Origin of the sequence: Citrobacter sp. MGH105 (assembly GCF_001037485.2) — a bacterium.
Classification (GTDB): domain Bacteria; phylum Pseudomonadota; class Gammaproteobacteria; order Enterobacterales; family Enterobacteriaceae; genus Citrobacter; species Citrobacter portucalensis.
Genome location: NZ_CP073048.1, coordinates 133578 through 159523 on the forward strand (window position 1 = coordinate 133578; position 25946 = coordinate 159523).

Below are 25946 nucleotides of genomic sequence, written 5' to 3' on the forward strand. Positions count from 1 at the left end.
TTCCCCTCATGGGGAGGGATTATTCCACGATGAACAGCGGCTTACCAGTCATCTCTTGCGGGATTTCCATACCCATCAGCGTCAGCATCGTCGGGGCGATATCAGAAAGTTTGCCGCCTTCGACTGCTTTAACGTTCTTACCACCGACATAAATCAGCGGAACGGGCAGGTTGGTGTGCGCAGTGTGCGCCTGACCGGTGGACGGATCGCGCATCTGCTCTGCGTTACCGTGGTCTGCGGTGATCAGCAACTGGCCGCCAACGGATTCAACCGCTTTCGCGACCTGTGCAACGCAGTGATCCAGCGCTTCAACCGCTTTAACCGCTGCTTCCATTACGCCGGTATGACCAACCATGTCGCCGTTCGGGTAGTTACAAATGATGGTGTCGTATTTTCCGCTCTCAATCGCCGCAACCAGTTTTTCGGTCAGCTCAGCAGAGCTCATCTCCGGCTGCAGATCGTAGGTCGCCACTTTCGGCGAGTTGATCAGGATGCGGTCTTCACCTTTGAACGGCTCTTCTACGCCACCGTTGAAGAAGAAGGTCACGTGCGCATATTTTTCGGTTTCGGAAATACGCAGCTGTGTTTTGTCGTGCTTCGCCATCCACTCGCCAAGGGTGTTAGCCAGAGACGCTGGTGGGTAAGCAACCGCAGTTTTGATGTCGGCCGCGTATTCGGTCAGCATCACAAAGTTGAGGTTAACGACTTTCTTACGGGCGAAGCCGTCGAAATCAGCATTAACAAACGCACGAGTGATTTCACGCGCACGGTCAGCACGGAAGTTCATGAAAATCAGCGTATCGCCGTCTTCCATGGCGGCTTCAGCCTGGCCTTCAGCACGGATCACGGTCGCTTTCACGAATTCGTCGTTTTCGTCGCGGGCATAAGCAGCCTGCAGGCCTTCAACCGCTGTAGCGAACTGGAACTCACCTTTTGCCAGCGTCATCAGGTCATAAGCCTGTTCAACGCGATCCCAACGGTTGTCGCGGTCCATCGCGTAGTAACGACCAATGATGGACGCTACGCGGCCTTTGCCCAGCGCGGCAAATTTCTCTTCGAATTTCTGCAGTGAATGTTCAGCGCTGCGCGGCGGGGTATCACGGCCATCAAGGAAAGCGTGCAGATAGATTTTCTCAGCCCCGCGTTCAGCAGCCATTTCTACCATCGCCATGATGTGATCTTCGTGGCTGTGAACACCGCCCGCAGAGAGCAGACCCATGATGTGAACCGCTTTGCCGCTATTTTTTGCCTGGTCGACCGCATTGGTCAGCACCGGGTTAGCGAAGAAAGTACGCTCTTTAATTTCGACATCCAGACGGGTCAGGTCCTGATACACGATGCGGCCCGCGCCCAGGTTGACGTGGCCGACTTCGGAGTTGCCCATCTGGCGATCGGGCAGGCCAACTTCCAGGCCAGACGCATCAATCAGGGTATGCGGACGTTTTGCCCACAGGGCATCCATTACCGGGGTTTTAGCACTAAAAATGGCGTTATCCTGGCTGTCTTCGCGATAACCGTAGCCATCCAGAATCACCAGTACCATAGGTTTTTTAGAAACCGACATTGCGACAACCTCACACTTAATAGATAAAAAATAATTGCGTAATTTTACTACAGCTGAATCGATAAAGTAGCCCCGGAAGATCAAATAATCGACCAGAGCGCGCCGCAGAGGGCGTGGTTTTAGGTTTTTTTTTCCGTAGCGCCCCGCAAAAATGCAATCCAATGCACGCTCTGGCTGTATTTGCGCCAACGCGCAGGTATACTCCTTTCCTGGTTTTTTTAATCACTGAGTCGGGAGTTGTTACCCCCCATGCAAGAAATTATGCAATTTGTTAGTCGCCACCCTGTATTGAGTATCGCCTGGATTGCGTTACTGGCGGCTGTATTATTTACCACGTTTAAGAGCCTGACTTCCAAAGTGAAGGTGATTACGCGCGGAGAAGCCACACGTCTCATCAATAAAGAAGACGCCGTTGTCGTGGATTTACGTCAGCGCGACGACTTCCGCAAAGGCCATATCGCAGGCTCCACTAACCTGCTGCCGAGCGAAATCAAAGCCAACAATTTTGGCGAACTGGAAAAACACAAAAACAAACCTGTGATTGTGGTTGATGGTTCAGGCATGCAGTGCCAGGATTCAGCAACTGCGCTGATCAAAGCCGGTTTTGAGCAGGTGTCTGTACTGAAAGATGGCGTAGCGGGCTGGAGTGGTGAGAATCTGCCACTGGTTCGCGGCAAGTAATTTACCCGTCTTCTTTCATGCCGCAGGGTAAAAAGAACACTGGAGATAAGTCATGGCCAATATTGAGATCTATACCAAAGCAACCTGCCCGTTTTGCCATCGCGCAAAGGCGCTCCTGAACAGCAAGGGTGTGAGTTTCCAGGAGCTTCCGATTGACGGCGATGCCGTGAAGCGTGAAGAAATGATCAAGCGCAGTGGCCGTACTACGGTTCCGCAGATTTTTATTGATGCACAGCACATTGGTGGTTGTGACGACTTGTATGCGTTGGATGCGCGTGGTGGACTGGATCCGCTGCTGCGTTAAGGCGTACCGAAGTATTTAAAGGACAACACTAAAGGGTTTTCTCAACATGTCAGAACAAAATAACACTGAAATGGCTTTCCAGATCCAACGTATTTATACCAAGGATGTGTCTTTCGAAGCGCCAAATGCACCGCATGTTTTCCAGAAAGATTGGCAGCCAGAGGTTAAACTGGATCTTGATACCGCATCTACCCAACTGGCAGATGACGTGTATGAAGTAGTGCTGCGTGTCACCGTAACGGCTTCCCTGGGTGAAGAAACTGCGTTCCTGTGCGAAGTTCAGCAGGGCGGTATTTTCTCCATCAGTGGTATCGAAGGGACTCAGATGGCGCATTGCCTGGGCGCATACTGCCCGAACATTCTGTTCCCGTATGCCCGCGAATGCATCACCAGCCTGGTTTCACGCGGTACGTTCCCGCAACTGAACCTTGCGCCGGTCAACTTTGATGCGCTGTTCATGAACTATTTACAGCAGCAGGCTGGCGAAGGTACTGAAGAACATCAGGATGCCTGATGAACCAAAGTAATGCTTCAATGACTGTGATTGGTGCCGGCTCGTACGGCACCGCTCTTGCCATCACCCTGGCAAGAAATGGCCATCAGGTTGTCCTGTGGGGCCATGATCCTAAACATATCGCGACTCTCGAGCACGATCGCTGCAACGTCGCGTTCCTTCCTGATGTGCCTTTTCCCGACACGCTGCGCCTGGAAAGTGATTTAGCCACTGCACTGGCCGCCAGTCGTAATATTCTGGTGGTGGTGCCGAGCCACGTCTTTGGCGAAGTGCTGCGTAACATCAAACCATTGATGCGTCCTGACGCACGACTGGTCTGGGCGACAAAAGGTCTGGAAGCGGAAACAGGGCGTCTGCTGCAGGACGTCGCGCGTGAAGCGCTGGGGGACTCAATTCCACTGGCGGTTATTTCCGGCCCGACGTTCGCCAAAGAGCTGGCTGCGGGCATGCCGACGGCGATTTCTCTGGCCTCGACGGACGACACTTTTGCTGACGATCTCCAGCAGTTGCTGCACTGCGGCAAAAGCTTCCGCGTTTATAGCAACCCGGATTTCATTGGCGTGCAGCTTGGCGGCGCGGTGAAAAACGTCATTGCCATTGGTGCGGGGATGTCTGACGGCATCGGTTTTGGCGCGAATGCACGAACCGCATTGATCACCCGTGGGCTGACCGAAATGTCTCGTCTTGGTGCGGCGCTGGGGGCCGATCCTGCCACCTTTATGGGGATGGCGGGTTTAGGCGATCTGGTGCTGACCTGTACCGACAACCAGTCGCGCAACCGTCGTTTTGGCATGATGCTCGGCCAGGGGATGGACGTGCAGGGTGCGCAGGACAAGATTGGCCAAGTGGTTGAAGGCTATCGCAATACGAAAGAAGTTCGTGAATTGGCGCACCGTTTTGGTGTTGAGATGCCAATAACCGAGGAAATTTATCAAGTATTGTATTGCGGAAAAAACGCGCGCGAGGCAGCATTGACGTTATTAGGCCGTGCACGCAAGGACGAGCTGAGTCGCCACTAGCTGTAAGGAACTGTTGAATATAACGACCCGATCCGCGAAGAACGGATCGGTCGTTTTGCTACCTTCTGGAGTACGCAATGCCGTGTGAAGAACTGGATATCGTCTGGAAAAACATTAAAGCGGAAGCCCGGGCACTGGCGGAATGTGAGCCAATGCTGGCCAGTTTTTACCACGCAACACTGCTCAAGCATGAAAATCTCGGCAGTGCGCTAAGCTATATGCTGGCGAATAAACTCGCTTCTCCAATCATGCCCGCCATTGCGATTCGCGAAGTCGTAGAAGAGGCCTATGCGGCCGATCCTGAAATGATTGCCTCAGCGGCCTGCGATATTCAGGCAGTACGCACGCGTGACCCGGCTGTAGATAAATATTCCACTCCACTGCTGTATCTGAAGGGCTTTCATGCGCTTCAGGCCTACCGTATCGGTCACTGGCTGTGGCATCAGGGGCGTCAGGCGCTGGCGATCTTCCTGCAAAATCAGGTGTCCGTTACCTTCCAGGTAGACATTCACCCGGCGGCAAAAATTGGCCGTGGGATTATGCTCGATCACGCCACCGGCATTGTGGTTGGTGAAACCGCGGTGATTGAAAACGACGTCTCTATTCTGCAATCCGTCACGCTGGGCGGGACCGGTAAAGCCGGCGGTGACCGCCACCCGAAAATTCGTGAAGGCGTGATGATCGGCGCGGGAGCAAAAATTCTCGGCAACATTGAAGTCGGGCGCGGCGCGAAGATTGGCGCAGGTTCGGTCGTGCTACAGCCCGTACCGCCGCATACCACCGCCGCAGGCGTACCGGCGCGCATCGTCGGTAAGCCAGACAGCGATAAACCGTCCATGGATATGGATCAGCATTTCAACGGGATACATCATACGTTCGAATACGGCGATGGCATCTGATTTCGAGCTATCTTACTTGTCATCTTGAACCCGGGCTGTGCTCGCCATCCTCACGTACTACGTGTACGCTCCGGTGGCTGCGTGCAGTCCGTGTCCAACCTGACTGCGCCGATAACGCTCGAAAAATAACGGTAAATTCTTTCGTAGGTCGGATAAGGCGTCAGCCGCCATCCGACAAAAATCAACTACGCAATATCGCGCCGGGATAACCTAACTGGCGCCAGGCCTCATACACCACCACCGACACCGCATTCGACAGGTTCATGCTGCGACTGTCCGGCATCATCGGAATACGAATTTTTTGTTCGGCAGGCAGCGCGTCGAGGATGCTGGCTGGCAGACCGCGAGTTTCCGGGCCAAACATCAGATAATCCCCATCCTGATAGCTTACCGCGCTATGCGCTGGCGTACCTTTGGTGGTCAGGGCAAACAGACGTTGCGGATTTTCTGCGGCGACGAAGGCGGCGTAATCAGGGTGGCGTTGCACGGCGGCAAATTCATGGTAATCCAGCCCCGCGCGACGCAGGCGCTTATCGTCCCAGGTAAAGCCCATTGGCTCAATAATATGCAGACGAAAGCCGGTGTTGGCGCAAAGACGGATAATATTGCCGGTATTTGGCGGGATTTCTGGTTCGAATAAAACGATGTTTAGCATGCTGCCCCCTTAAGTACGGGGCAGCATAGCAAATTAACGTTTACGCCGCATTTCCACGTTTGGGCTGCATCGGGTAGTCAGCCACCTGTTTACCCAGTTCTTGTACCAGCGAATCACGGCTGATTTCGCTAATCGATTTCGCCCCGGTCAGGGTCATTGCCACCTTCATCTCTTTCTCGATCAGATTTAGTAGATTCGCCACCCCGGCCTGACCGTGGGTGGCCAGCGCGTACAGATAAGCACGTCCCAGCAGAACACTATCCGCGCCCAGCGCAATCATACGTACGACATCCAGACCGTTGCGGATCCCACTGTCTGCCAGAATGGTGATATCGCCTTTTACCGCATCGGCAATAGCGGGTAACGCGCGAGCTGAAGACAGCACGCCGTCTAACTGGCGACCACCGTGGTTAGAGACAACAATACCGTCCGCGCCAAAGCGTACGGCGTCTCGGGCATCTTCGGGATCGAGGATCCCTTTGATCACCATCGGGCCATCCCAGAATTCGCGGATCCACTCGAGGTCTTTCCAGGAAATCGACGGATCGAAGTTATTCGCCAGCCAGCCGATGTAATCCTCAAGACCGGTAGGTTTACCAAGATAAGTCGAGATATTACCTAAATCATGTGGGCGACCGTTCAGGCCAACGTCCCATGCCCACTGTGGATGGGTGACTGACTGCCAGTAGCGGCGTAGTGCGGCATTTGGGCCGCTCATCCCGGAATGGGCGTCACGGTAGCGTGCACCCGGTGTTGGCATATCGACGGTAAAGACCAGCGTGGAGCAACCCGCCGCTTTGGCGCGCTCCAGCGCGTTGCGCATAAAGCCGCGATCGCGCAGAACATATAGCTGAAACCACATTGGACGCTTGATGGTTGGGGCGACTTCTTCAATCGGACATACGGATACCGTGGAAAGCGTAAACGGAATGCCTTTGGCATCAGCGGCGGCGGCGGCCTGAACTTCGCCCCGGCGCGCGTACATGCCGCACAGACCGACAGGTGCAAGGGCCACCGGCATGGAGAGCGTTTCGTTGAACAGCTTTGTCTCCAGGCTCAGGTCGGACATATTCTTCAGCACGCGCTGGCGCAGCGCCACCTCTGACAGGTCTGCCACGTTACGGCGCAGAGTGTGCTCTGCATACGCCCCTCCGTCTATATAGTGGAACAAGAAGGGGGGGAGGATGCGCTGGGCTGCGGCGCGATAGTCGCTGGCTGCTGAAATAATCATGTGTTGTTCTCCCTGCTATTCTCACCAGGGTCACCGGGCAGGCGGGTGATACGCGCCTGGCGGGCCTGATCTTCATCAAATCGTTTAATCGTGGTGTGGACAAAACTGAGGTGCGCCATCATTGCTTTACGCGCTCCGTCGGCATCTCCGGCAACAATCGCATCCAGGACGGCCTGATGCTGCGCCGTCAGTTGCGAAAATACGGGTGGCACAAGGTACATACGCTGGCGGCTCTGTTTCACCGAAGACTGCAATACGTCGAAGAAACCGCGCATGGTCTGTAACAGCACCACGTTGTGCGAGGCTTCCGCAATGGCGAGATGAAAGCGAACGTCTGCCTGCGAGGCGAGATCTGGATCTTCGCTTTGTGTGGCCTCGAAACAGAGTCTGATCTTCTCTTTGTCGGCAGCAGTGGCACGCATAGCTGCATGCCAGGCGGTGCTGGCTTCGATGGCGTGGCGGGCTTCCAGAATATCGAAACTGTAATCAGGGTCGTCCGCCAGCAGAGTTTTCAGCGGCTGAACGATGTTTTGTTCAGACCAGGCCTCATGCTGCCAGCGGATAAACGTCCCGCCGCCACGACGGCTAATCAACACGCCTTCGCTCACCAGTTTCGCCAGCGCCTCGCGCAGCGAGTTGCGCGATACGCCGAGCTGTACGGCCAGTTGGCGCTCAGCGGGCAACTTCATGCCCGCCTCCAGCTGTTGTTCTTCAATCAGCGCCCGCACACGAGATGCGACTTCGTCTGACAGGCGTCTGGGCATCACTATCATGGAATCATCCAGGTTAAGACATAGGCCTGCAGCGTGGTAATCACACCCACCATGCAGGTGAAAATCAGGCTGTGCTTCACGGTAAAGCGGAACAGATCAGACTCTTTCCCCACTAATCCCACTGCCGCACAGGCGATAGCGATAGATTGTGGAGAGATCATCTTGCCGGTCACGCCGCCGGTGGTATTTGCGGCCACCATCAATACATCCGAAACGCCGATTTGCTGAGCGGCCGTGGCCTGCAGGGCGGCGAACAATGCGTTTGATGAGGTGTCGGACCCGGTCAGGAATACCCCCAGCCAGCCAAGGAACGGCGAGAAGAAGGTAAATGCGCTGCCGGTATGTGCCAGGGCCAGTGCCAGGGTGGATGAAAGCCCGGAGTAGTTAGAGATAAACGCGAATGCCAGCACCATCCCGATGGAGTAGATAGGCAGCGCCAGATCTTTCAGCGTGCTACCAAAGGTCTGCAGCGCAGCAGATGGCTTCATTTTCAGCCAGACGATAGACAGCAGGGCGGCAAACAGTATTGCGGTACCGGTCGCGGAGAACCAGTCAAATTTGTACACCGCCGCGTAGGCTGTAGCTTCGTGTACGACCGGTGGCATACGGGCAACCAGCTTGTCGAGGAACGGAACCGGAATATTGACCACCCAGTGGTACATCGCGCCGCCTGGCGCAAACAGCGCTTTAAACGGCGGTATGCTCCACAGCGTGACGGTAGCGGTCAGGAACAGGAACGGTGACCAGGCGCGTACCACCTGCCCAGCGGTGTAGCGGGTGCGTGACAGATCCATATCGACCTGCGAAGCGCCCATATCGCCAAAACGGAAGATGCGTACCGGCTGCCAGCGTTTCAGGAACAGCGTCAGACACACCAGTGAGACCAGAGAAGAGATGATGTCCGGCAGTTCCGGCCCGATAAAGTTAGAGCTGAGGTACTGTGCGATAGCAAACGAGCCGCCAGCGACCATCACCGCAGGCCAGGTTTCTTTGACACCACGCCAGCCATCCATAATCGCCATAATCCAGAACAGCACGATAATGGTCAGGAACGGCAGTTGACGACCTACCATCTGGCCAATCTCGAAGCTGTCCAGTCCGGTAACCTGACCGGCAACCAGAATCGGAATGCCCATTGCGCCAAAAGCGACCGGCGCGGTATTTACGATCAGGCACAAACCTGCCGCATACAGCGGATTAAAGCCAAGACCAACCAGCAGTGCGGCGGTAATCGCTACCGGAGCACCGAAGCCTGCCGCTCCTTCGAGGAATGCCCCAAAGGAGAAACCGACAATCAGCATTTGCAGACGCTGGTCTGGGGTAATCGAGAGTATCGATGATCGGATAATGTCGAACTGTCCGGTCTTCACCGAGATTTTATAGACGAATACCGCGGCGATAATGATCCAGGCAATTGGCCACAGACCGTAGAAGAAACCGTACACTACGGATGCCAGCGCGTGATCGACCGGCATTTTGTAAAACAGCAGGGCGACTGCCAGAGCAATCACCACCGTCCAGGACGCCGCAACATAGCCTTTCAGCTTGAGCTTAATCAGGGCGAAGAAAAAGAACAGGATAGGGAGCGATGCGATCAGACTGGAAAGCCAGATGTTACCGGCCGGGTCGTAGTTCTGTTGCCAGAGATTCATTGCAGGTCTCCTGGGGGCCGCTGACATAATGGAATGAGTCTTTGCTCAAATCTTCGTCACATTATGTGTAAAAGTGGCCCTGCCAATATTGTTGTGTAGGGGTAATGACAATGAATGGTTAATCAAATGTTATTTATTGGCAACGGTATTGTACGAACATTTTAATGAAGTGTGAGGTGCTGGTAGGATCTGGTTATAATTGGTAGGGCCAATTGGGGGCAGCAAAGAGAAGTGAAAAGGCAATGGCATGATGCCATTGCCTTTGATGTCGGGAGTATTGTTACTTCATTACCACTGGAAGCCAGCACCAATGGCTGCAGAGTAATCGCCCTGGCTGTTGCTGGTTCCTTGCAATTTATACACCCAGCCCCCGCTTTCACTTACCATGGAGACACCAATGGCGACGGCACTTTCACCATTAAACGTACCCCCAGCAATCGAGGTCATGTTGGCTCCCGGTGCGTAAGCTTGTGGAAGACCAGCCATGGCCATTGCTGAGGCAATGCCGCCGCTCATCTTGTTTTCTACTCCTTTGATTTTACTGTTCATTTCACCCATTTTTTGATCGGTATAGGTGTTTGCTTCTTCTACGCTGCGTTTCAATTGCGCATAGTTCACCGCATCCGTATCGTTCACCGCCGCTGAAACATTGCCGATCCGAGTGGTACCGCCACTCCCGTCTCCCAGGTTGAGCACACTGTAGTTAACCGAGCCATCGGTATTGGTTTCATAACGAACGGAACCTGCTTCTGAGGCTTTCAGTTGCGCCACATTAACCGCGTCAGTGTTGTTCACCCCTGCGGCAACATTGGTAATACGACGTTGTTGAGTCGAGGAACCGACAGACACCGTATTCGCTTCATCTGCGACTGAATTTGTACCTAACGCCACGCTGTTTTCAGCAGCCGCAATAGATCCGGAACCTATCGCGACGCTGTCCGTACCTTGGGCATTTGCATCTACGCCATCGGTGTTGGTCTTGAAGTACTTGGTGCTCCCGGTAGTGACAATATCGCCGACAGAGTTTTCGATATTGGTGACGCGGGTATCAAGACTACTCACCTGCGTGTTCAGGTTATTGATGCTTTCGGTATTTGCGGCAACGTGGCTGTCGGTGACTTTCAATTGACCAACGTTTACGGCATCGGTGTCTGCCGAACCCGCCGCGACGTTAGTGATCTGACGTTGACCGTCTTCACTGCCGACAGAGAACTCACCGACAGAGTTCTGCGGTGCGTCCATGTTGTAGGCGGTGTAGTCAGTCTGTGCGCCGCGAGTGGTCTGAGAACCATTACCCATTGCAATACTGTTTGCATGGTTGGCGCGTGCGTTAGAACCGATAGCAATACCGTTGATGGCATCAGCCATCACCAGTGTATTCAGACCAATACCAATACCTGCATCAGCATTGACGATGGTTTTCGCACCCATTGCCAGTGAGTCAGTCCCGACAGCCAGTGAATCTTCTTCCGTTGAGTTTGCGTGGTAGTACTTGGTCGGTGTAGTGGCGACCGCACCAATGGCATTTTGTAACTGACGAACTGTTACTGCATCTTGCGCTTCAGAGCCGTCCGCAACGTTGGTAATTTGACGATAGCTTTCTCCATCCGTCCCCAATGACAACGCGCCCAGCAACTCTCTGTCTGTTGTATCGTAACCAATGACGACGCCATCGCTTGTTACGCTCGTTGCTTGTATACCGGTTGTAATAGCGCGGTTAGAGCTGGAGCCACTGCCCAAGGCGATGCTGCCCTCAATGCTGCTGCTGCTGTTCTCTCCAAGAGCCAGGCTCGAAGCACCGGATGCGACGGCGTTGTAACCCACTGCTGTTGCGCCGTCACCCGTTGCGTATGCATCCTGGCCTTCAAGCCCGCTATCATTCGTGCGGATGTATTTCACGCCGGTACCATTTTCCGTGATATAGGTTTCGCTGGTATCGCCGGTTATTTGGCTAATAGATTCGTTGTACTGAGAAATCAGCATGTTAGTTTCATAGAGCTGAGAGCCATTAACGGCGTCAGTACTGTCACTGGCGATTTCACCTGCTGCTACATTGGTAATCTTATTGGTACCGCTGGTACCGTGGCTGGCGCTGAACGCACCCTCTTCGTCATCCCAGCTCAGTGCATCGGTACCAAGGTTGGTGATGGACGTATTGATATCCGCGATAGCAGAGGTGTTTTGATCTACCTTCTGGTTGGTTTCATACAACTGTGAGCCGTTTACCGCGTCGGTACTGTCCTCAGAAAGCTCCCCGGCGGCGACATTGGTGATTTTACTGGTACTTCCACCGTGGTTTGCGCTGAAAGCTCCGATGTCTTCGTCCCATAACAGAGCATTATCAGTGAGGCCGGTAATGGAGGTATTAATGTCAGTGACAGAAGTATTCAGGTTATCAATTGCGGTGCTGTTCTGAGATATGTTGGTGGTATTGGCGGCGATATCGGTCGTATTCTGATCCACTTTTTCATTGGTTTCGAACAGCTGCGAACCGTTAACCGCGTCGGTGCTGCTCTCAGAAAGCTCCCCGGCGGCGACATTGGTGATTTTGTTTGCCGTACTACTTCCGTGGCTGGCGGAGAACGAATTCGCTGCCTCATCCCAGCTCAGTGAATCGGTACCAAGATTGGTGATCGTCGTATTGATATCTGCAATATCTGATGTGTTTTGATCTACCTTCTGGTTGGTTTCATACAGCTGTGAGCCGTTCACCGCGTCTGTACTGTCTTCAGAAAGGTCCCCGGCGGCGACATTAATGATTTTGCTGGCGCTTCCCGCGTGCTTAGCGCTGAATGCACCAGAGTCAGCATCCCACAGCAGGGCATCATCGGTGAGCGTGGTAACTGAGTCGCTCAGGTTGTTGATATTGGTGGTGTTGGTGGCGATATCAGTGGTGTTCTGAGACACATTTTCGTTGGTGGCAAACAACTGGGAGCCGTTAACGGCATCGGTACTGTCCGCGGCCAGGGTGCCTGCCGCCAGATTGGTGATCTTACTGGCGCTTCCCGAGTGGTTAGCGCTGAATGCACCAGAGTTAGCATCCCACAGCAGGGCATCATCGGCGAGCGTGGTAACAGAATCGCTCAGGTTATTGATATTGGTGGTGTTAGTGGCGATATCGGTTGTGTTCTGGTTAATGCTGTCGGTATTGGTAGTGATATCAGCAGTGTTCTGATCCACTTTCTCATTTGTATCAAACAACTGGGAGCCGTTAACGGCATCGGTGCTGTCCGCGGCCAGGGTGCCTGCCGCCAGATTGGTGATCTTGCTGGCGCTTCCCGAGTGGTTAGCGCTGAATGCACCAGAGTCAGCATCCCACAGCAGGGCATCATCGGTGAGCGTGGTAACAGAGTCGCTCAGGTTATTGATATTGGTGGTATTGGTGGCGATATCAGTGGTGTTCTGGTTAATGCTGGTCGTATTAGCGGCGATATCGGTTGTGTTCTGGTTAATGCTGTCGGTATTGGCGGTAATATCGGCAGTGTTTTGGTTGATGCTGTCGGTGTTGGCGATGATATCAGCAGTGTTCTGATCCACTTTCTCATTTGTATCAAACAACTGGGAGCCGTTAACGGCATCGGTGCTGTCCGCGGCCAAGGTGCCCGCCGCCAGATTGGTGATCTTGCTGGCGCTTCCGTTGTGCTTAGCGCTAAAAGCGCTAGTGCTGTCATCCCATAACAGCGCGTCTTCGGCTAATCCTGCGACAGAGGCATCTGTGTTAGTGATAGAAGTGTTAAGTGCGCTTAATGCACTGCCTACGTTATTGTAGATGCCAGTGCCCACCTCGTAGAGAGGGGCATTCACCGTACCATCAGAATTAACAGAAGCCCCTCCGCCGAGTCGATCGGCGACAGATTGACTTAAAGAATAAATTTGCGCACCTGTGACGGCATCGGTACTGCTGGAATTGATGTCGCCTTTAGCAACATAGGTGATCTGCCGTTGAGTGGTGCTGTTACCCACGGCGACGGAATTGTCTTCCAGGGCGGTAGAGCCAGTGCCAAGGGCAACTGAGTTGGTGCCTATCGCTTTTGCGCCATTACCAAATGCAGCGCTGTCATCGCCGCTCGCAGTGGATTGATTACCTAGTGCAACGGAAGTTATTCCGCTCGCAGTGGCTTTATTACCTAATGCAACCGATTTTGCACCGCTCGAATCGGCATAAACACCCATTGCCATCGAATAACTTCCACTGGCCGAGGAAGAGGCTCCCATTGCAATGGCCCGGTCACCGGCAGAAACCGATTTTACGCCAAGCGCTAGCGAAGAGTCGCCGGAGGATTGGCTGTATGAACCAATGGCGGTACTCCATTTCCCCATCGCAGAGGCGTTATAACCCATTGCGGCGCTTGCGCCATCTTCGTTGGTGTAAGTATTGGCTGTGGCAGCGGTACCAATTGCAATCCACCCTGTTCCCGTTGTACCGGATACAGTAACACCGCTGCCAGTATCGTTCCCTGCGTTGGCCAGCGCATCCGCTGAGATCATAATACCGCTAAGGCTGATGAGTGCGGAAACCGCCAGCTTTCTGCGGCCGCTTTTTTTGCCGCGGCTTTTTGCGGTTTCGCTGGTGACAATAAATGTTCCCGTAGCGGCATTCCAGAGGACTTTAAATATTTTGTTCATGGATAAGTGCTTTCCTTTTCTAAAATAGTTGTATCAATGGCTATTATTTTTTTTGCTTCTTTTTTGTATCTTTAATAGGTTGTATGCTTTCGAAAATAACATTCTTCATGTTGATGCCTATTTTTAGATACTTAAGATTATTGGGCGATACGCCTTTTAATGTCAGCGTGACATTTGTCCATGCTCCCGGTAAGAGTTCGATTGTCGAATCCATTTTCGTGTTGAGCAGAAGTTGTCGCCAGCGAGGCAGATCTTTTGCCTCGGAAGGTTTTTTCGTACCCCACGTCATATTAAACGCCAGGTTTGATACGGGAACGCTGAGTAAGTTAACCAAATCAAGATGAATAACACTTCCATCATCTATTGGCTCAATAGATAGAATGCGCCCGGCTAATCCAATATTGCCGTTGTTAATAATAAAATAGTGCGTTTGTGATGGGTCCAGTTCTGTGTAGTCGAATAGTCGTTGTTTGCGTTCAATGCGGCCAACGACTTCAGCGACCTTTTGGGTCGCCTGGATAAGTGTAGTTTGTTGTTTTTCTAATAGGTCTATCTTTGCTTCTTGTTCTTTTTGCTGTTTTTTTAGTTCTTCGACAAGGTGTTTATCTGCAAAGTAATCACAACCTGATAACAAGAATGTGAATCCTAAAACAAGCAGGGGAACAAATTTTCCATTATTGTTCATATAAAATATCCTTATTTATAATTTATATGGTGTAAATAGCTAACCTGTTATTTATACAGCTAACTCACCATTCTGCGGGCATTGCCAATAACCCATTAATGTATGGTTATAATGAAAATATTCATTGTTTCTATGGAATTGTGCAAGTACCCGACGCTCTTTATTAATTACCCATAGCAATGCCTTATAAAAATATAATCATAATATTTATGTATAGAGGCATTGTTTTATGGATGATAATGTTATTTAATTTTGTGGGTCAATTATATTCTGCGGGTCATGAGAAAAGAGGATGAAAAAATTCATTGTATAAATATAAACGGACATGATGGTGGAGTTTTTTTCCTGAAAAGCAGGAATTGCCGTTAAAAATGAACTTGTATATAAGCGGTGTAAATATTTCCAAGAAAAAATTCAGAATATAGCCCGATGCTCTCAAGACACCCGTCGTACGGCGGGTGTCTTGAGAGCCTGTGATGCGGGAGTGTTTAGAACTCGCTCTTCGCGAAGCCCGTCATCTCTTTCAGACCCATTTCACGGCCAAGCTCGGTCATCGGGTGGACGACGATCAGGCCGCGCACGCTCTTCTTCAGTTTGCCCATGTCAGCCTGCTCTTTTTTGGTGATGGCCCGACGGAACGGAAGTTTTGTCAGCTTTTGCGCTTCTTTGCTCAGCTTCTGGCTATGAACTTCACGCAGGCGTGCGATCTCGGCTTCCAGAGTTTCTTTCTCTTTTTCCAGCTCGGCGTATTTGTCGGCGGCTTCAACCAGGGACAGGTCTGCCTGCTGGTGACGAATAGCGTCCAGACGATCGCTCAGGCGTTTAATTTCGTTTTTTTCGACTTCTTTCATAGGATAGCTTCTGATAAAAATAGGATGAATGCCCTATAGTATGCGCGCAGAGCGGGATTATTCACAACTGCTCGAAGATAAATAATCAAATACCGTAAGTATTAATTAGCTAATGATAATGTTACTACATTGATTAACAAGGAATTTTAAGCGATAAGATCGGCCGTGGTGCTTTTTTTTGGCGTGTTCGTGGTGAAGCACGTTTTCCTCAATATAAACACTCAACTGATCCTAAACTTAAATGATCAACCGCACAGGCTGAGCGCGGTTAATACATGGAGGAGGGAAGATTATGGCGAAAATAGGTGAGAACGTTTCAATCCTGATTGATAAAACTGTCGATTTTATGGCTTCAAGCCAGGCTTTTCGCGAATATTTGAATAAAACACCGCCGCGCAACGTTGTCCCTTCAGAAATACCGCAGGAAAACGCGCAGCTGTATCTGCAACGTCTGGCGTACTATCGGCAGCTGTATCGACCGCAGCAGGAAGAGAAATAAGCAAACATCGTCTTATTTTTGAAAGGCTTTTTTTAAGCTGATTTTAGAAATCAGCTCGGTCAGGGAAAGGACCATGGTGGATCGAACCATCTGCTGGTAACGCTGGATCTGCATGGCATGCAAACCAGAGTCTGAGGTATCAAACTGGGGTGGCGGCGGGAGTGCCGTCACGCAGTGAAGTTCACCAAACGGTCCAAGAATTTCGTCGTCGGTGAATGCGTATTCGTTGCCGTCGTGATTCAGCTCCTCCCGCAGCGCCATCAGCAGCTCAGCATCTTCATACTCCGGGCGACTGAGTACGCCCAGGCCGTAGATTAACTTCAGACGAACAGAAAGATCGCCCAACGGACCATCGCCGTCGAGCAGCGGTTCTACGGCGTATTTCACCGCATAGTCGTCTTTGCGAAATACCTGAAGCACAAGGATATTCACCGCCTCGGTGAGCAGTTCTACGGCGGTGATGAGGAAGCTGCGTACGGTTTTGCCAGCATTCAGACGCTCAAGCACACGATTTTCAAAGGCCTGCGTTTGTTCCATTATTGCCTGCATATCTGACAATCTATTATTCAGGCGCAGGATATCCTGCGCCAGGTCCTGCATCATTTCTTTGCGTTATACGCGTTAACAGCCTCAAGCACGACATCACTATTGGCATCCAGCCCGGAAACTTGCGCCAGCGCGGCCTGTGGACCTTTTTCGCCAATCAGCGCGGCCAGTTCCTGTGCCTGCGGATCTTCTTCGCTGCGATAGTGCATCGCTGCCGCAATACCGGTAACCAGATTCGCATGCGGCAAACCATACTCCAGTGTACCCAGCAGCGGTTTAATCAGGCGGTCGCCAGCGCTAAGTTTACGCAGCGGCTGACGACCCACGCGCTCAACGTCATCTTTCAGATACGGGTTTTCAAAACGACCGAGGATTTTCTGAATGTATGCCGCATGTTTTGCTGCATCAAAGCCATAGCGTTTGATCAGTACCGCGCCGCTCTCTTCCATCGCACCTTTTACCACTGCGCGGATTTTCTCGTCGAGAATCGCGTCACGGATGGTTTGATGACCGGTCAATTTTCCGAGGTACGCGGTTATAGCATGCCCGGTGTTCAGCGTGAAGAGTTTACGTTCGACAAATGCCATCAGGTTATCAGTTAATTCCATTCCTGGGATGTTTGGCAGTTCACCTTTGAACTGTGTTTTGTCGACAATCCACTCACTGAAGGTTTCGACGGTAACTTCCAGCGGATCGTTGGTTGCTGAAGCCGAAGGCGGAACAATGCGGTCCACGGCAGAATCGACAAAGCCAACATGTTCTTCAACCCAGGCTTTATCTTCATCTGCTAACGCGTTCATTACATGGCCTTTCAACTGGGTCGTTCCGCGCACCATGTTTTCACAAGCGATGATATTTAGCGGAGTAGCGATGCCCTGCGCCTTGCGTTTAACCAGTCCTTTGGCGATGGCTGGAGCGATACGCTCAAGCACAACCGGACCGACGGCGGTAGTGACTAAATCTACGTGGGCAATCAGTTCAACAACATCATCGCCGATGCTGCTCACGGCGTTGACGCCAGAGACGGTATCAATCTGCTCGTTTTCACCCACGACATGAACCTGATAGCTATGACGGGCATTCAGGGCATCGAGCACGACCTGATTTACATCCGCGAACGTCAGCTGTATCCCCGCGTCCGCCAGCAGTTTGCCGATAAAGCCACGACCGATATTACCTGCGCCAAAATGTAATGCTTTCATAGTATTAACCTTCATTAATGTTTTTACCCAAGAGGGCTGGGGTGAGGCTTTTCCCTCAACCTAACCCTCTCCACAAGGGAGAGGATATCGCCTTCATATTTCGAACTGCAGATGCGTTGGCTCTCCTCGCTCACCCCAGTCACGTACTTATGTACGCTCCTGGGGATTCACTGCGTTGCCGCCTTCCTGCAGCTCGAACTATTTTGGGGATACTTAACTGTTAAGCTTTTTTACCTGCCAGCAGTTCCAGAACTTCATCCACGCTGGTGGTATGGGCCAGACGTTCGATCACGGATTCATCATCCAGAGCGTTGGTCAGGCTGGTAATCACCTGGATGTGCTCGTTGTTACGCGCTGCGATACCAATAACCAGACGGGCAATATCGTCTTCTTCTTCACCGAAGCGAACGCCTTCCGGGTACTGGCAGAACACCACACCGGTTTTCAGCACGCGGTCTTTGGCTTCAACCGTACCGTGCGGTACTGCGATGGACTCACCCAGGTAAGTCGGGGTCAGTTTTTCGCGGTCCAGCATCGCCTCAACGTATTCTGGCTCAACGTAGCCACCTTTCACCAGTTGCTCACCAGCAAAGCGAATCGCTTCTTCTTTGTTAGCCGCTTTACGGCCAAGGAAGATGTTCTCCGCACCCAGTTTGAACAGGTGGGTATCACCCTCTTCAAAACTGTCTTTCAGGTGGTCGCGAACTTTCTCCTCGTTCACGTTGTGGCGCTGCGCAGCGACCAGACGTTCGGTCAGGTTGGAGTACAGACCGCTGTCGAGGAAGTTGGTCAGCGAAATGTGCTGTGCCTGAGGCACCTGGCGCATCGCGCGTTCGGTCAGGTCACGGTGGGTAATGACCAGATCCACATCCGGCGGCAGATTGTTAATCGCGCTGTTAGTGACGGAAATCTGAGACAGCCCTGCATCCTGCACTTTCTTACGTAGTACGCCCGCACCCATGGCGCTGGAACCCATACCGGCATCGCAGGCAACGATGATTTTACGAACATGGCTCAGGTCGTTGGTTACATCGCCAGCCGCCAGCGGAGATGCGCCTTTGGATTCCGCTTTCATGTCGTGCATACGACGGGTTGCGGCATCAATGTCATCATCTTCTTTCACTTTACTGGTTTTCAGCAGAATGGCTGAGACCACAAAGGAGACTGCCATAGCCGCACAGATAGCAGCGATGTTAGCGAAGTAAGCTCCCTTAGGTGTCATTGCCAGCACGGCCAGGATAGAACCCGGAGACGCCGGAGAAACCAGACCGCCGTTCAGGATAGTCAGGGTAAATACGCCAGTCATACCGCCGAGAATAACGGCCAGGATCAGGCGCGGGTTCATCAGCACGTACGGGAAGTAAATTTCGTGGATACCACCCAGGAAGTGGATGATAGCCGCGCCGCCTGCAGACTGCTTAGCGCTGCCGCGACCGAAGAACATGTACGCCAGCAGCACGCCCATACCCGGACCTGGGTTAGCTTCAATCAGGAAGAAGATGGATTTACCCATCTCATGGGACTGCTGAATACCCAGCGGTGAGAAAATACCGTGGTTAATGGCGTTGTTGAGGAACAGGATTTTCGCCGGTTCAACGAAAATCGATGCCAGTGGCAGCATGTCATGGACAACCATGAAGTTAACGCCTGCCGCCAGAATTTTGGACAGTGCTTCAACCAATGGACCAATGCCGAGGAATGCCAGAATGGCGAGGATCATACCGATGATGCCAGCGGAGAAGTTATTCACCAGCATCTCAAAACCGGATTTGATCTTACCGTCTACCCAGTTGTCGAAGTGTTTGATCGCCCAGCCGCCCAGTGGACCTGCAATCATCGCGCCGAGGAACATTGGCATGTCCGCACCGACGATAACGCCCATGGTGGTGATTGCACCGACTACGCCGCCACGCTCGCCGCCAACCAGTTTACCACCGGTATAACCGATCAGTAGCGGCAGCAGATAGGTGATCATCGGGCCGACCAGCTTCGCCAGCGTTTCGTTCGGCAACCACCCTGTCGGAATGAATAATGCGGTGATAATACCCCACGCGATAAACGCGCCGATATTTGGCATCACCATGTTGCTGAGGAATCGACCAAAGCTTTGCACCTTGATCTTAATATCGGATGACATAAAAACACCCCTTCTTATGTTTGCTATCACGCAGGCTGAAAGCCCGAGGTTTGTTAATGTAGCGGCAGGAGGTAGCCGGACCCTGTAGATACTGCGAAATCTGGCACTGAATCGTTCAACTGTCCAGTCGACGGCCTTTTATGTGACATTCGTCACGTAAATATAGGGTGTATGGCGTTGGTTAATGTGATTTTCATCACAAAATACCGGTACAAAAAAACATCGCAGCGCAATATTTCGCTGAAAATTAGGATTAAATGTGAAGTGATTCACATTTTTGCTTTCCTTGTTTGTTGGATTTTTGTGATGTGAATCGCAAAGTATTTTCATCTGAAATTTATCAGATGTGATCTGCGGCAGGTTCTACCCCCGACATTTTTTATTGCAAAACAAAGCAATTTCTCACCAGAAAAAATATTTATTTTGTGGTATGGCAAAAACCCTTAACTCCAGTTATGTTCAAAACATCAGCCAGGGTGCATACGGCTGCCGGCATAAAAAAACTCTAATTAGCGTGAATTCGAGGCAGGTATGTTTCTAAATTATTTCGCGTTGGGCGTGCTGATTTTCGTATTTCTGGTTCTGTTTTATGGAATCATCGCCATCCACGATATCCCCTATAACATGGCTAAGAAGCGCAACCATCCCCATGCCGATGCCATCCATACTGCAGGATGGGTGAGCTTGTTCACTCTTCATGTTATTTGGCCGTTCCTGTGGATCTGGGCCACGCTCTACCAGCCTGAAAAGGGATGGGGAATGCAGTCACACATCACACCGACCGGAAAGGAGTCAGACCCTGAGATTGCCGCGCTGGCAGCGCGAATCACCCAGTTGGAAAAAAGACTGGATGGGGAGAAAAAAACCGATAACTCCACCTTTCCGGAGATTTAATCATGGATTTGTTGATAGTCCTGACCTATGTTGCCTTTGCCTGGGCCATCTTTAAAATATTCCGTATTCCGGTAAACCAATGGACGCTTGCTACCGCTGCATTAGGTGGGGTGTTCATTGTTGCGGGATTGATTTTATTAATGAACTATAACCATCCGTATACCTTTACGGCGCAAAAAGCGGTTATTTCAATTCCGGTCACTCCGCAAGTCACAGGAATTGTTAGTGAGGTAACGGATAAAAATAATCAGCTAATTAAAAAAGGCGATGTGCTGTTTAAGCTCGATCCGGTACGGTATCAGGCGCGTGTCGACAGGCTGCAGGCTGATCTGGTTACCGCTACGCACAACATCGACAACCTGAAAGCACAGTTGTCGGAAGCGGTCGCCAATACCACCCGCGTGTCTGCGGAACGTGACCGCCTGTATAAAGATTATCAGCGCTATTTGAAGGGTAGCCAGGCGAAGGTTAACCCGTTCTCTGAAAGCGATATCGATAACGCCCGGCAAAACTATCTGGCACAGGATGCGCTGGTCAAAGGCTCAGTAGCGGAACAGACGCAGATTCAGAGCCAGTTAGACAGTATGGTCAACGGTGAGCAATCCCAGGTCGCCTCCCTGCGCGCCCAGCTTGCCGAAGCCAAATATAATCTTGAGCAGACCGTTGTGCGTGCGCCCAGCAACGGTTACGTGACGCAGGTGCTCATTCGCCCGGGGACTTACGCCGCCGCGTTGCCTCTGCGACCAGTTATGGTATTTATTCCTGAACAAAAACGGCTAATCGTGGCGCAATTTCGCCAGAACTCACTGCTGCGTCTTGAGCCGGGCGATGAAGCCGAAGTGGTATTCAACGCGCTGCCAGGCCAGGTGTTCAGCGGCAAACTAACCAGTATCCTTCCCGTTGTGCCGGGAGGTTCTTATCAGGCGCAGGGGGCATTACAGTCCTTAACGGTGGTGCCGGGGACCGATGGCGTATTGGCAACCATTGAACTGGATCCGAATGCCGATGTGGAGGCGCTGCCGGACGGTATCTATGCCCAGGTGGCGGTCTATTCCGACCATTTCGCCCACGTGTCGGTGATGCGTAAAGTGCTGCTGCGCATGACCAGCTGGATGCATTACCTTTATTTGGATCATTGAGACTGCCATCACCTGCCATTTTCAGTGACCTGAGCCATACTAAGCGGTGTCCCACTATCGTTGGGCACCGCTTTTTTGTTGGCAAAAAGGACCCTGCATGAAACTCATTGGCAGCTATACCAGCCCTTTTGTGCGTAAAATTTCTATTCTGTTACTGGAAAAGGGCATCACCTTCGAATTTGTGAATGAACTCCCCTATAACGCGGATAGCGGCGTGGCGCGCTATAACCCGTTAGGTAAAGTACCCGCGTTGGTCACCGATGCGGGCGAGTATTGGTTTGATTCTCCTATCATCGCGGAATATATAGAGCTACTGGATATTGCACCAGCCATGCTGCCGCGTGATCCGCTGGCCGCGCTGAAGGTACGCCAGTTGGAAGCGTTGGCAGACGGCATTATGGATGCCGGTTTAGTTTCGGTGCGCGAACAGGCTCGCCCTGCCGCGCAGCAGTCAGAAACTGAATTGTTACGTCAGCGTGAGAAGATCACCCGTAGTCTGGATGTGCTGGAAGGCTATCTGGCGGATGGTACGCTGAAAACGGATACGGTTAACCTGGCAACCATTGCGATTGCCTGCGCCGTCGGTTATCTCAATTTCCGTCGGGTTGCGCCCGGCTGGTGTGTTGATCGCCCCCGTCTGGTCAAACTGGTGGAAACGCTCTTTCAACGCGAGAGTTTTGCCCGTACAGAACCGCCAAAGGCTTGATGCGTATTATGTCCGCCTGAGCAAAGTCACGGTACAATCCTTCCTATATCGATATCCCTCTCCACGGTGGAGAGGGCCACCAACAGCCAGGCCCTTTCATGACAACCGACATGCGTTCACTCTACAGCCAGCTTCCTGCTATCGATCGTTTATTGCGCGATAGCGCCTTCCCAGCCTTACGTGAATCTCACGGCCATACCCGGGTGGTTGACCTGCTGCGTCACATGCTCGATGAAGCCAGAGAAGCTATTCGCGACACGCACGCGCTCCCGGCATGGTGTGAGGACTGGGCGCAAGAAGCCAGCGCCCGGCTGGAACGAGAATCGCAAAGCGCGCTACGCCCGGTGATTAACCTGACCGGAACGGTGCTGCATACCAACCTTGGACGCGCGTCGCAGGCCGAAGAAGCAATTGAAGCGGTGGTACAGGCGATGCGCACGCCGGTGACGCTGGAATACAGTCTGGATGATGCCGGGCGGGGACATCGGGATCGGGCGTTGGCGGATTTACTCTGCCGTCTGACGGGGGCGGAAGACGCCTGTATCGTCAATAACAATGCGGCAGCTGTTCTGCTGATGCTGGCCGCCACGGCGAACGGCAAAGAGGTGGTTGTGTCTCGCGGCGAGCTGGTGGAAATAGGCGGCGCGTTTCGTATTCCGGACGTCATGTGTCAGGCCGGATGCATTCTACGCGAGGTGGGGACCACCAACCGGACCCATGCGAAAGATTACCGCCAGGCGGTGAATGAAAACACCGGTCTGCTGATGAAAGTGCATACCAGTAATTACAGCATTGAAGGCTTCACAAAGTCGGTGGATGAGGCGGAGCTGGCCGTAATTGGCCAGGAGCTGGATGTTCCGGTGGTGGCGGATCTGGGCAGTGGTTCGCTGGTTGATCTCAGTCTGTATGGTTTGCCGCAGGAGCCGATGCCGCAGCAACTGATTGACGCTGGCGTCAGTCTGGTGAGTTTCTCCGGCGATAAACTGCTGGGCGGGCCGCAGGCTGGGATAATTGTCGGTAAAAAAGAGATGATCGCTCGTTTGCAGAGCCATCCGCTGAAACGCGCATTACGGGCAGATAAAATGACACTGGCTGCGCTGGAAGCGACGCTACGGCTCTATCTGCACCCGGAAGCGCTGGCGGAGAAGTTGCCGACGTTGCGCCAGCTCACCCGCTCACAAGAAGCGATCCACGCGCAGGCACAGCTATTACAGGCACAGCTTGCAGAGCATTACGGTGATGAGTTCGCCCTGAATGTGATGCCTTGCTTGTCGCAGATTGGCAGCGGCTCACTACCTGTTGATAGGCTGCCCAGCGCGGCGCTAACCTTTACCCCACATGACGGGCGCGGGAGCAGCCTCGAAGCGTTGGCCGCCCGCTGGCGTGCTCTGCCCGTACCGATCATTGGGCGAATTTATGATGGTCGCATGTGGCTGGATCTGCGCTGCCTTGAAGACGAGACCCGGTTTATGGAGATGATGCTGAAATGATTATTGCAACCGCCGGACACGTTGACCACGGAAAAACAACGTTATTACAGGCGATTACCGGTGTGAATGCCGACCGTCTGCCGGAAGAAAAAAAGCGCGGCATGACCATCGATCTCGGCTATGCCTACTGGCCGCAGCCGGATGGGCGGGTGCTGGGGTTTATCGACGTTCCTGGACACGAAAAGTTTCTGTCCAACATGCTGGCGGGGGTCGGCGGCATCGATCACGCGTTGCTGGTGGTGGCGTGTGATGATGGCGTAATGGCGCAAACCCGTGAGCATTTGCAAATTCTGCAGCTGACGGGCAATCCGCAGATCACCGTGGCACTCACGAAAGCCGACCGCGTAGACGAAGCAAGAATTGAAGAGGTACGTGCGGAGATTCAGGCCACGCTGGGGAATTATGGTTTCGCGGAGTCGGTGCTTTTCGTCACTGCGGCCAATGAAGGCCGTGGCATAGAGGAACTGCGTGACCATTTGTTGCAATTAACGTCGCGCGAGCATGCCCGCGATCACAGCTTCCGCCTGGCGATTGACCGCGCCTTTACGGTCAAAGGCGCAGGGCTGGTGGTGACCGGGACGGCGCTCAGCGGTGAAGTGAATGTCGGTGACACGCTGTGGCTCACGGGCGTCAACAAACCGATGCGCGTACGTAGCCTGCATGCACAAAATCAGGCCACCGACCGCGCGCAAGCGGGACAACGTATTGCGCTGAATATTGCCGGTGATGCGCAAAAAGAAGAACTAAACCGCGGCGATTGGCTGCTTTCCGATGCGCCGCCAGAGGCTTTTACCCGCGTGATTGTTTCTTTAGAACATGCCGCGCCGCTGATGCAGTGGCAACCGTTGCATATTCACCACGCGGCTAGCCATGTTACCGGGCGTATCTCTCTGCTTGAAGGGACACTAGCTGAACTGGTGTTTGATACACCACTCTGGCTTGCCGATAACGACCGTCTGGTGCTGCGTGATATTTCTGCCCGTACAACGCTGGCAGGTGCACGTGTTGTGACGCTTAATCCGCCGCGACGCGGAAAGCGTAAGCCGGAATATTTGCAGTGGTTGTCGGCGCTGGAAAATGTGCAGAACGACGGCGACGCCCTGGCGCTGCATTTGACGCGTGGGGCGGTGAATATTCCTGATTTCGCATGGGCGCGTCAGCTCAACGGCAACGGGATGCGCCCGTTGATTGAGCAACATGGTTTTATTCAGGCGGGATACAGCCTGTTGAATGCCCCCGTTGCCGCGCGTTGGCAGCGAAAAGTTCTCGATACGCTGGCGACCTACCATGAGCAGCACCGTGATGAACCAGGACCCGGGCGCGAGCGCCTGCGCCGTATGGCTTTGCCGATGGAAGACGAAGCGCTGGTATTGCTGCTAATTGAAAAGATGCGCGAGAGTGGCGCGATCCATAGCCATCATGGCTGGTTGCATTTGCCGGAACATAAGGCGGGTTTCAGCGATGAGCAGTTGGCAATCTGGCAAAAAGTAGAACCACTTTTTGGCGATGAGCCGTGGTGGGTGCGCGATTTGGCAAAACAGACGGGAACGGATGAACAGATGATGCGTGTGGCGTTACGACAAGCGGCACAGCAAGGCATCATTACCGCGATCGTGAAAGATCGTTATTACCGTAACGATCGGATTGTGGCCTTTGCCAATATGATCCGCGAACTGGATCAGGAAAGGGGATCGACATGCGCCGCCGATTTTCGCGACAGGCTTAATGTGGGGCGTAAATTAGCTATCCAGATTCTGGAATATTTTGACCGGATTGGTTTTACGCGTCGTCGCGGAAATGATCATTTATTACGCGATGCATTACTGTTTCCTGAAAAATAATGAAACAATTAATTCAGAAATAAAATGAATTAATACAA

At 52.6% G+C, this 25946-nt stretch carries 22 protein-coding genes; 11 read left to right on the forward strand and 11 right to left on the reverse strand.

Annotated elements, in window-relative coordinates:
* Positions 1-19: 19 nt before the first annotated feature.
* Positions 20-1564 carry a 2,3-bisphosphoglycerate-independent phosphoglycerate mutase gene (gpmM, locus tag SK35_RS00660; protein WP_048216378.1) on the reverse strand — a complete coding sequence of 515 codons (1545 nt, stop codon included), beginning with the start codon at positions 1562-1564 and terminating at the stop codon, positions 20-22.
* A gap of 249 nt (positions 1565-1813) precedes the next feature.
* Here gpmM and SK35_RS00665 point away from each other — a divergent pair, with 249 nt between their 5' ends.
* The 5 genes from SK35_RS00665 (at position 1814) to cysE (ending at position 4981) form a co-directional block, all read left to right on the forward strand.
* Positions 1814-2245 carry a rhodanese-like domain-containing protein gene (locus tag SK35_RS00665; RefSeq protein WP_003024148.1) on the forward strand — a complete coding sequence of 144 codons (432 nt, stop codon included), beginning with the start codon at positions 1814-1816 and terminating at the stop codon, positions 2243-2245.
* A 52-nt stretch (positions 2246-2297) separates the two neighbouring features.
* Positions 2298-2549, forward strand: coding sequence for a glutaredoxin 3 (grxC, locus tag SK35_RS00670; protein ID WP_003024152.1), 252 nt, complete (start codon positions 2298-2300; stop codon positions 2547-2549).
* 46 nt (positions 2550-2595) lie between these two features.
* Positions 2596-3063, forward strand: coding sequence for a protein-export chaperone SecB (gene secB, locus SK35_RS00675; protein ID WP_003024155.1), 468 nt, complete (start codon positions 2596-2598; stop codon positions 3061-3063).
* Complete coding sequence (gpsA, locus tag SK35_RS00680; RefSeq protein WP_008786462.1) at positions 3063-4082, forward strand: NAD(P)H-dependent glycerol-3-phosphate dehydrogenase; 1020 nt, start codon at positions 3063-3065, stop codon at positions 4080-4082. Before secB ends, gpsA begins: the two co-directional genes overlap by 1 nt.
* A 77-nt stretch (positions 4083-4159) precedes the next feature.
* Positions 4160-4981, forward strand: coding sequence for a serine O-acetyltransferase (cysE, locus tag SK35_RS00685; RefSeq protein ID WP_003024160.1), 822 nt, complete (start codon positions 4160-4162; stop codon positions 4979-4981).
* A gap of 181 nt (positions 4982-5162) precedes the next feature.
* Here cysE and trmL read toward each other — a convergent pair whose 3' ends face one another.
* The 7 genes from trmL to SK35_RS00720 all read right to left on the reverse strand — a co-directional run bounded on the left by trmL (position 5163) and on the right by SK35_RS00720 (position 15454).
* Entirely contained in the window at positions 5163-5636 is a 474-nt protein-coding gene (gene trmL / locus SK35_RS00690) for a tRNA (uridine(34)/cytosine(34)/5-carboxymethylaminomethyluridine(34)-2'-O)-methyltransferase TrmL (protein WP_048215308.1), read from the reverse strand.
* Positions 5637-5676: 40 nt separating this feature from the next.
* Complete coding sequence (gene lldD, locus SK35_RS00695) at positions 5677-6867, reverse strand: FMN-dependent L-lactate dehydrogenase LldD (RefSeq protein WP_048215309.1); 1191 nt, start codon at positions 6865-6867, stop codon at positions 5677-5679.
* Positions 6864-7640, reverse strand: a complete 777-nt coding sequence (gene lldR, locus SK35_RS00700; protein ID WP_003024170.1) for a transcriptional regulator LldR — start codon at positions 7638-7640, stop codon at positions 6864-6866. The genes lldD and lldR overlap by 4 nt, the downstream gene beginning before the upstream one ends.
* Positions 7637-9292, reverse strand: coding sequence for an L-lactate permease (lldP, locus tag SK35_RS00705; RefSeq protein ID WP_048215310.1), 1656 nt, complete (start codon positions 9290-9292; stop codon positions 7637-7639). Before lldP ends, lldR begins: the two co-directional genes overlap by 4 nt.
* Before the next feature lie 288 nt (positions 9293-9580).
* Positions 9581-13918, reverse strand: a complete 4338-nt coding sequence (gene sadA, locus SK35_RS00710; RefSeq protein ID WP_048215311.1) for a trimeric autotransporter adhesin SadA — start codon at positions 13916-13918, stop codon at positions 9581-9583.
* A gap of 43 nt (positions 13919-13961) precedes the next feature.
* Positions 13962-14603: a DUF3251 domain-containing protein gene (locus SK35_RS00715; RefSeq protein WP_048215312.1), complete on the reverse strand. Its 642-nt coding sequence runs from the start codon at positions 14601-14603 to the stop codon at positions 13962-13964.
* A gap of 488 nt (positions 14604-15091) precedes the next feature.
* Positions 15092-15454, reverse strand: a complete 363-nt coding sequence (locus tag SK35_RS00720) for a YibL family ribosome-associated protein (protein ID WP_003827333.1) — start codon at positions 15452-15454, stop codon at positions 15092-15094.
* A gap of 292 nt (positions 15455-15746) precedes the next feature.
* Here SK35_RS00720 and SK35_RS00725 point away from each other — a divergent pair, with 292 nt between their 5' ends.
* The gene (locus SK35_RS00725; protein WP_032945348.1) at positions 15747-15953 is read left to right on the forward strand and encodes a hypothetical protein; all 207 of its coding nucleotides are present in this window, start codon (positions 15747-15749) and stop codon (positions 15951-15953) included.
* 12 nt (positions 15954-15965) lie between these two features.
* Here SK35_RS00725 and mtlR read toward each other — a convergent pair whose 3' ends face one another.
* The 3 genes from mtlR to mtlA form a co-directional block, all read right to left on the reverse strand.
* Positions 15966-16553 carry a mannitol operon repressor MtlR gene (mtlR, locus tag SK35_RS00730; protein WP_003024179.1) on the reverse strand — a complete coding sequence of 196 codons (588 nt, stop codon included), beginning with the start codon at positions 16551-16553 and terminating at the stop codon, positions 15966-15968.
* Positions 16553-17701, reverse strand: coding sequence for a mannitol-1-phosphate 5-dehydrogenase (mtlD, locus tag SK35_RS00735; RefSeq protein ID WP_048215313.1), 1149 nt, complete (start codon positions 17699-17701; stop codon positions 16553-16555). Before mtlD ends, mtlR begins: the two co-directional genes overlap by 1 nt.
* A gap of 220 nt (positions 17702-17921) precedes the next feature.
* Positions 17922-19838, reverse strand: coding sequence for a PTS mannitol transporter subunit IICBA (gene mtlA / locus SK35_RS00740; RefSeq protein ID WP_003827337.1), 1917 nt, complete (start codon positions 19836-19838; stop codon positions 17922-17924).
* 531 nt (positions 19839-20369) lie between these two features.
* On the opposite strand from mtlA, the gene SK35_RS00745 reads away from it, so the two are divergent.
* From SK35_RS00745 to selB, 5 genes are all read left to right on the forward strand, one after another.
* A complete protein-coding gene (locus SK35_RS00745) occupies positions 20370-20732 on the forward strand; it encodes a DUF3302 domain-containing protein (protein ID WP_003827338.1) in 363 nt (120 codons plus the stop codon).
* A 2-nt stretch (positions 20733-20734) separates the two neighbouring features.
* Positions 20735-21871: an HlyD family secretion protein gene (locus SK35_RS00750; RefSeq protein ID WP_048215314.1), complete on the forward strand. Its 1137-nt coding sequence runs from the start codon at positions 20735-20737 to the stop codon at positions 21869-21871.
* Positions 21872-21968: 97 nt separating this feature from the next.
* Positions 21969-22577, forward strand: a complete 609-nt coding sequence (locus tag SK35_RS00755; RefSeq protein WP_008786453.1) for a glutathione S-transferase — start codon at positions 21969-21971, stop codon at positions 22575-22577.
* A 98-nt stretch (positions 22578-22675) separates the two neighbouring features.
* Positions 22676-24067: an L-seryl-tRNA(Sec) selenium transferase gene (gene selA / locus SK35_RS00760; protein WP_048215315.1), complete on the forward strand. Its 1392-nt coding sequence runs from the start codon at positions 22676-22678 to the stop codon at positions 24065-24067.
* Positions 24064-25908, forward strand: a complete 1845-nt coding sequence (gene selB, locus SK35_RS00765; RefSeq protein WP_048215316.1) for a selenocysteine-specific translation elongation factor — start codon at positions 24064-24066, stop codon at positions 25906-25908. The genes selA and selB overlap by 4 nt, the downstream gene beginning before the upstream one ends.
* Positions 25909-25946 lie beyond the last annotated feature (38 nt).

Excerpts from the sequence above, each read along its gene's own strand:
- gpmM (WP_048216378.1), bottom strand. The coding sequence starts at position 1,564 with ATGTCGGTTTCTAAAAAACCTATGGTACTGGTGATTCTGGATGGCTAC.
- SK35_RS00665 (WP_003024148.1), top strand. The coding sequence starts at position 1,814 with ATGCAAGAAATTATGCAATTTGTTAGTCGCCACCCTGTATTGAGTATC.
- grxC (WP_003024152.1), top strand. The coding sequence starts at position 2,298 with ATGGCCAATATTGAGATCTATACCAAAGCAACCTGCCCGTTTTGCCAT.
- secB (WP_003024155.1), top strand. The coding sequence starts at position 2,596 with ATGTCAGAACAAAATAACACTGAAATGGCTTTCCAGATCCAACGTATT.
- gpsA (WP_008786462.1), top strand. The coding sequence starts at position 3,063 with ATGAACCAAAGTAATGCTTCAATGACTGTGATTGGTGCCGGCTCGTAC.
- cysE (WP_003024160.1), top strand. The coding sequence starts at position 4,160 with ATGCCGTGTGAAGAACTGGATATCGTCTGGAAAAACATTAAAGCGGAA.
- trmL (WP_048215308.1), bottom strand. The coding sequence starts at position 5,636 with ATGCTAAACATCGTTTTATTCGAACCAGAAATCCCGCCAAATACCGGC.
- lldD (WP_048215309.1), bottom strand. The coding sequence starts at position 6,867 with ATGATTATTTCAGCAGCCAGCGACTATCGCGCCGCAGCCCAGCGCATC.
- lldR (WP_003024170.1), bottom strand. The coding sequence starts at position 7,640 with ATGATAGTGATGCCCAGACGCCTGTCAGACGAAGTCGCATCTCGTGTG.
- lldP (WP_048215310.1), bottom strand. The coding sequence starts at position 9,292 with ATGAATCTCTGGCAACAGAACTACGACCCGGCCGGTAACATCTGGCTT.
- sadA (WP_048215311.1), bottom strand. The coding sequence starts at position 13,918 with ATGAACAAAATATTTAAAGTCCTCTGGAATGCCGCTACGGGAACATTT.
- SK35_RS00715 (WP_048215312.1), bottom strand. The coding sequence starts at position 14,603 with ATGAACAATAATGGAAAATTTGTTCCCCTGCTTGTTTTAGGATTCACA.
- SK35_RS00720 (WP_003827333.1), bottom strand. The coding sequence starts at position 15,454 with ATGAAAGAAGTCGAAAAAAACGAAATTAAACGCCTGAGCGATCGTCTG.
- SK35_RS00725 (WP_032945348.1), top strand. The coding sequence starts at position 15,747 with ATGGCGAAAATAGGTGAGAACGTTTCAATCCTGATTGATAAAACTGTC.
- mtlR (WP_003024179.1), bottom strand. The coding sequence starts at position 16,553 with ATGCAGGACCTGGCGCAGGATATCCTGCGCCTGAATAATAGATTGTCA.
- mtlD (WP_048215313.1), bottom strand. The coding sequence starts at position 17,701 with ATGAAAGCATTACATTTTGGCGCAGGTAATATCGGTCGTGGCTTTATC.
- mtlA (WP_003827337.1), bottom strand. The coding sequence starts at position 19,838 with ATGTCATCCGATATTAAGATCAAGGTGCAAAGCTTTGGTCGATTCCTC.
- SK35_RS00745 (WP_003827338.1), top strand. The coding sequence starts at position 20,370 with ATGTTTCTAAATTATTTCGCGTTGGGCGTGCTGATTTTCGTATTTCTG.
- SK35_RS00750 (WP_048215314.1), top strand. The coding sequence starts at position 20,735 with ATGGATTTGTTGATAGTCCTGACCTATGTTGCCTTTGCCTGGGCCATC.
- SK35_RS00755 (WP_008786453.1), top strand. The coding sequence starts at position 21,969 with ATGAAACTCATTGGCAGCTATACCAGCCCTTTTGTGCGTAAAATTTCT.
- selA (WP_048215315.1), top strand. The coding sequence starts at position 22,676 with ATGACAACCGACATGCGTTCACTCTACAGCCAGCTTCCTGCTATCGAT.
- selB (WP_048215316.1), top strand. The coding sequence starts at position 24,064 with ATGATTATTGCAACCGCCGGACACGTTGACCACGGAAAAACAACGTTA.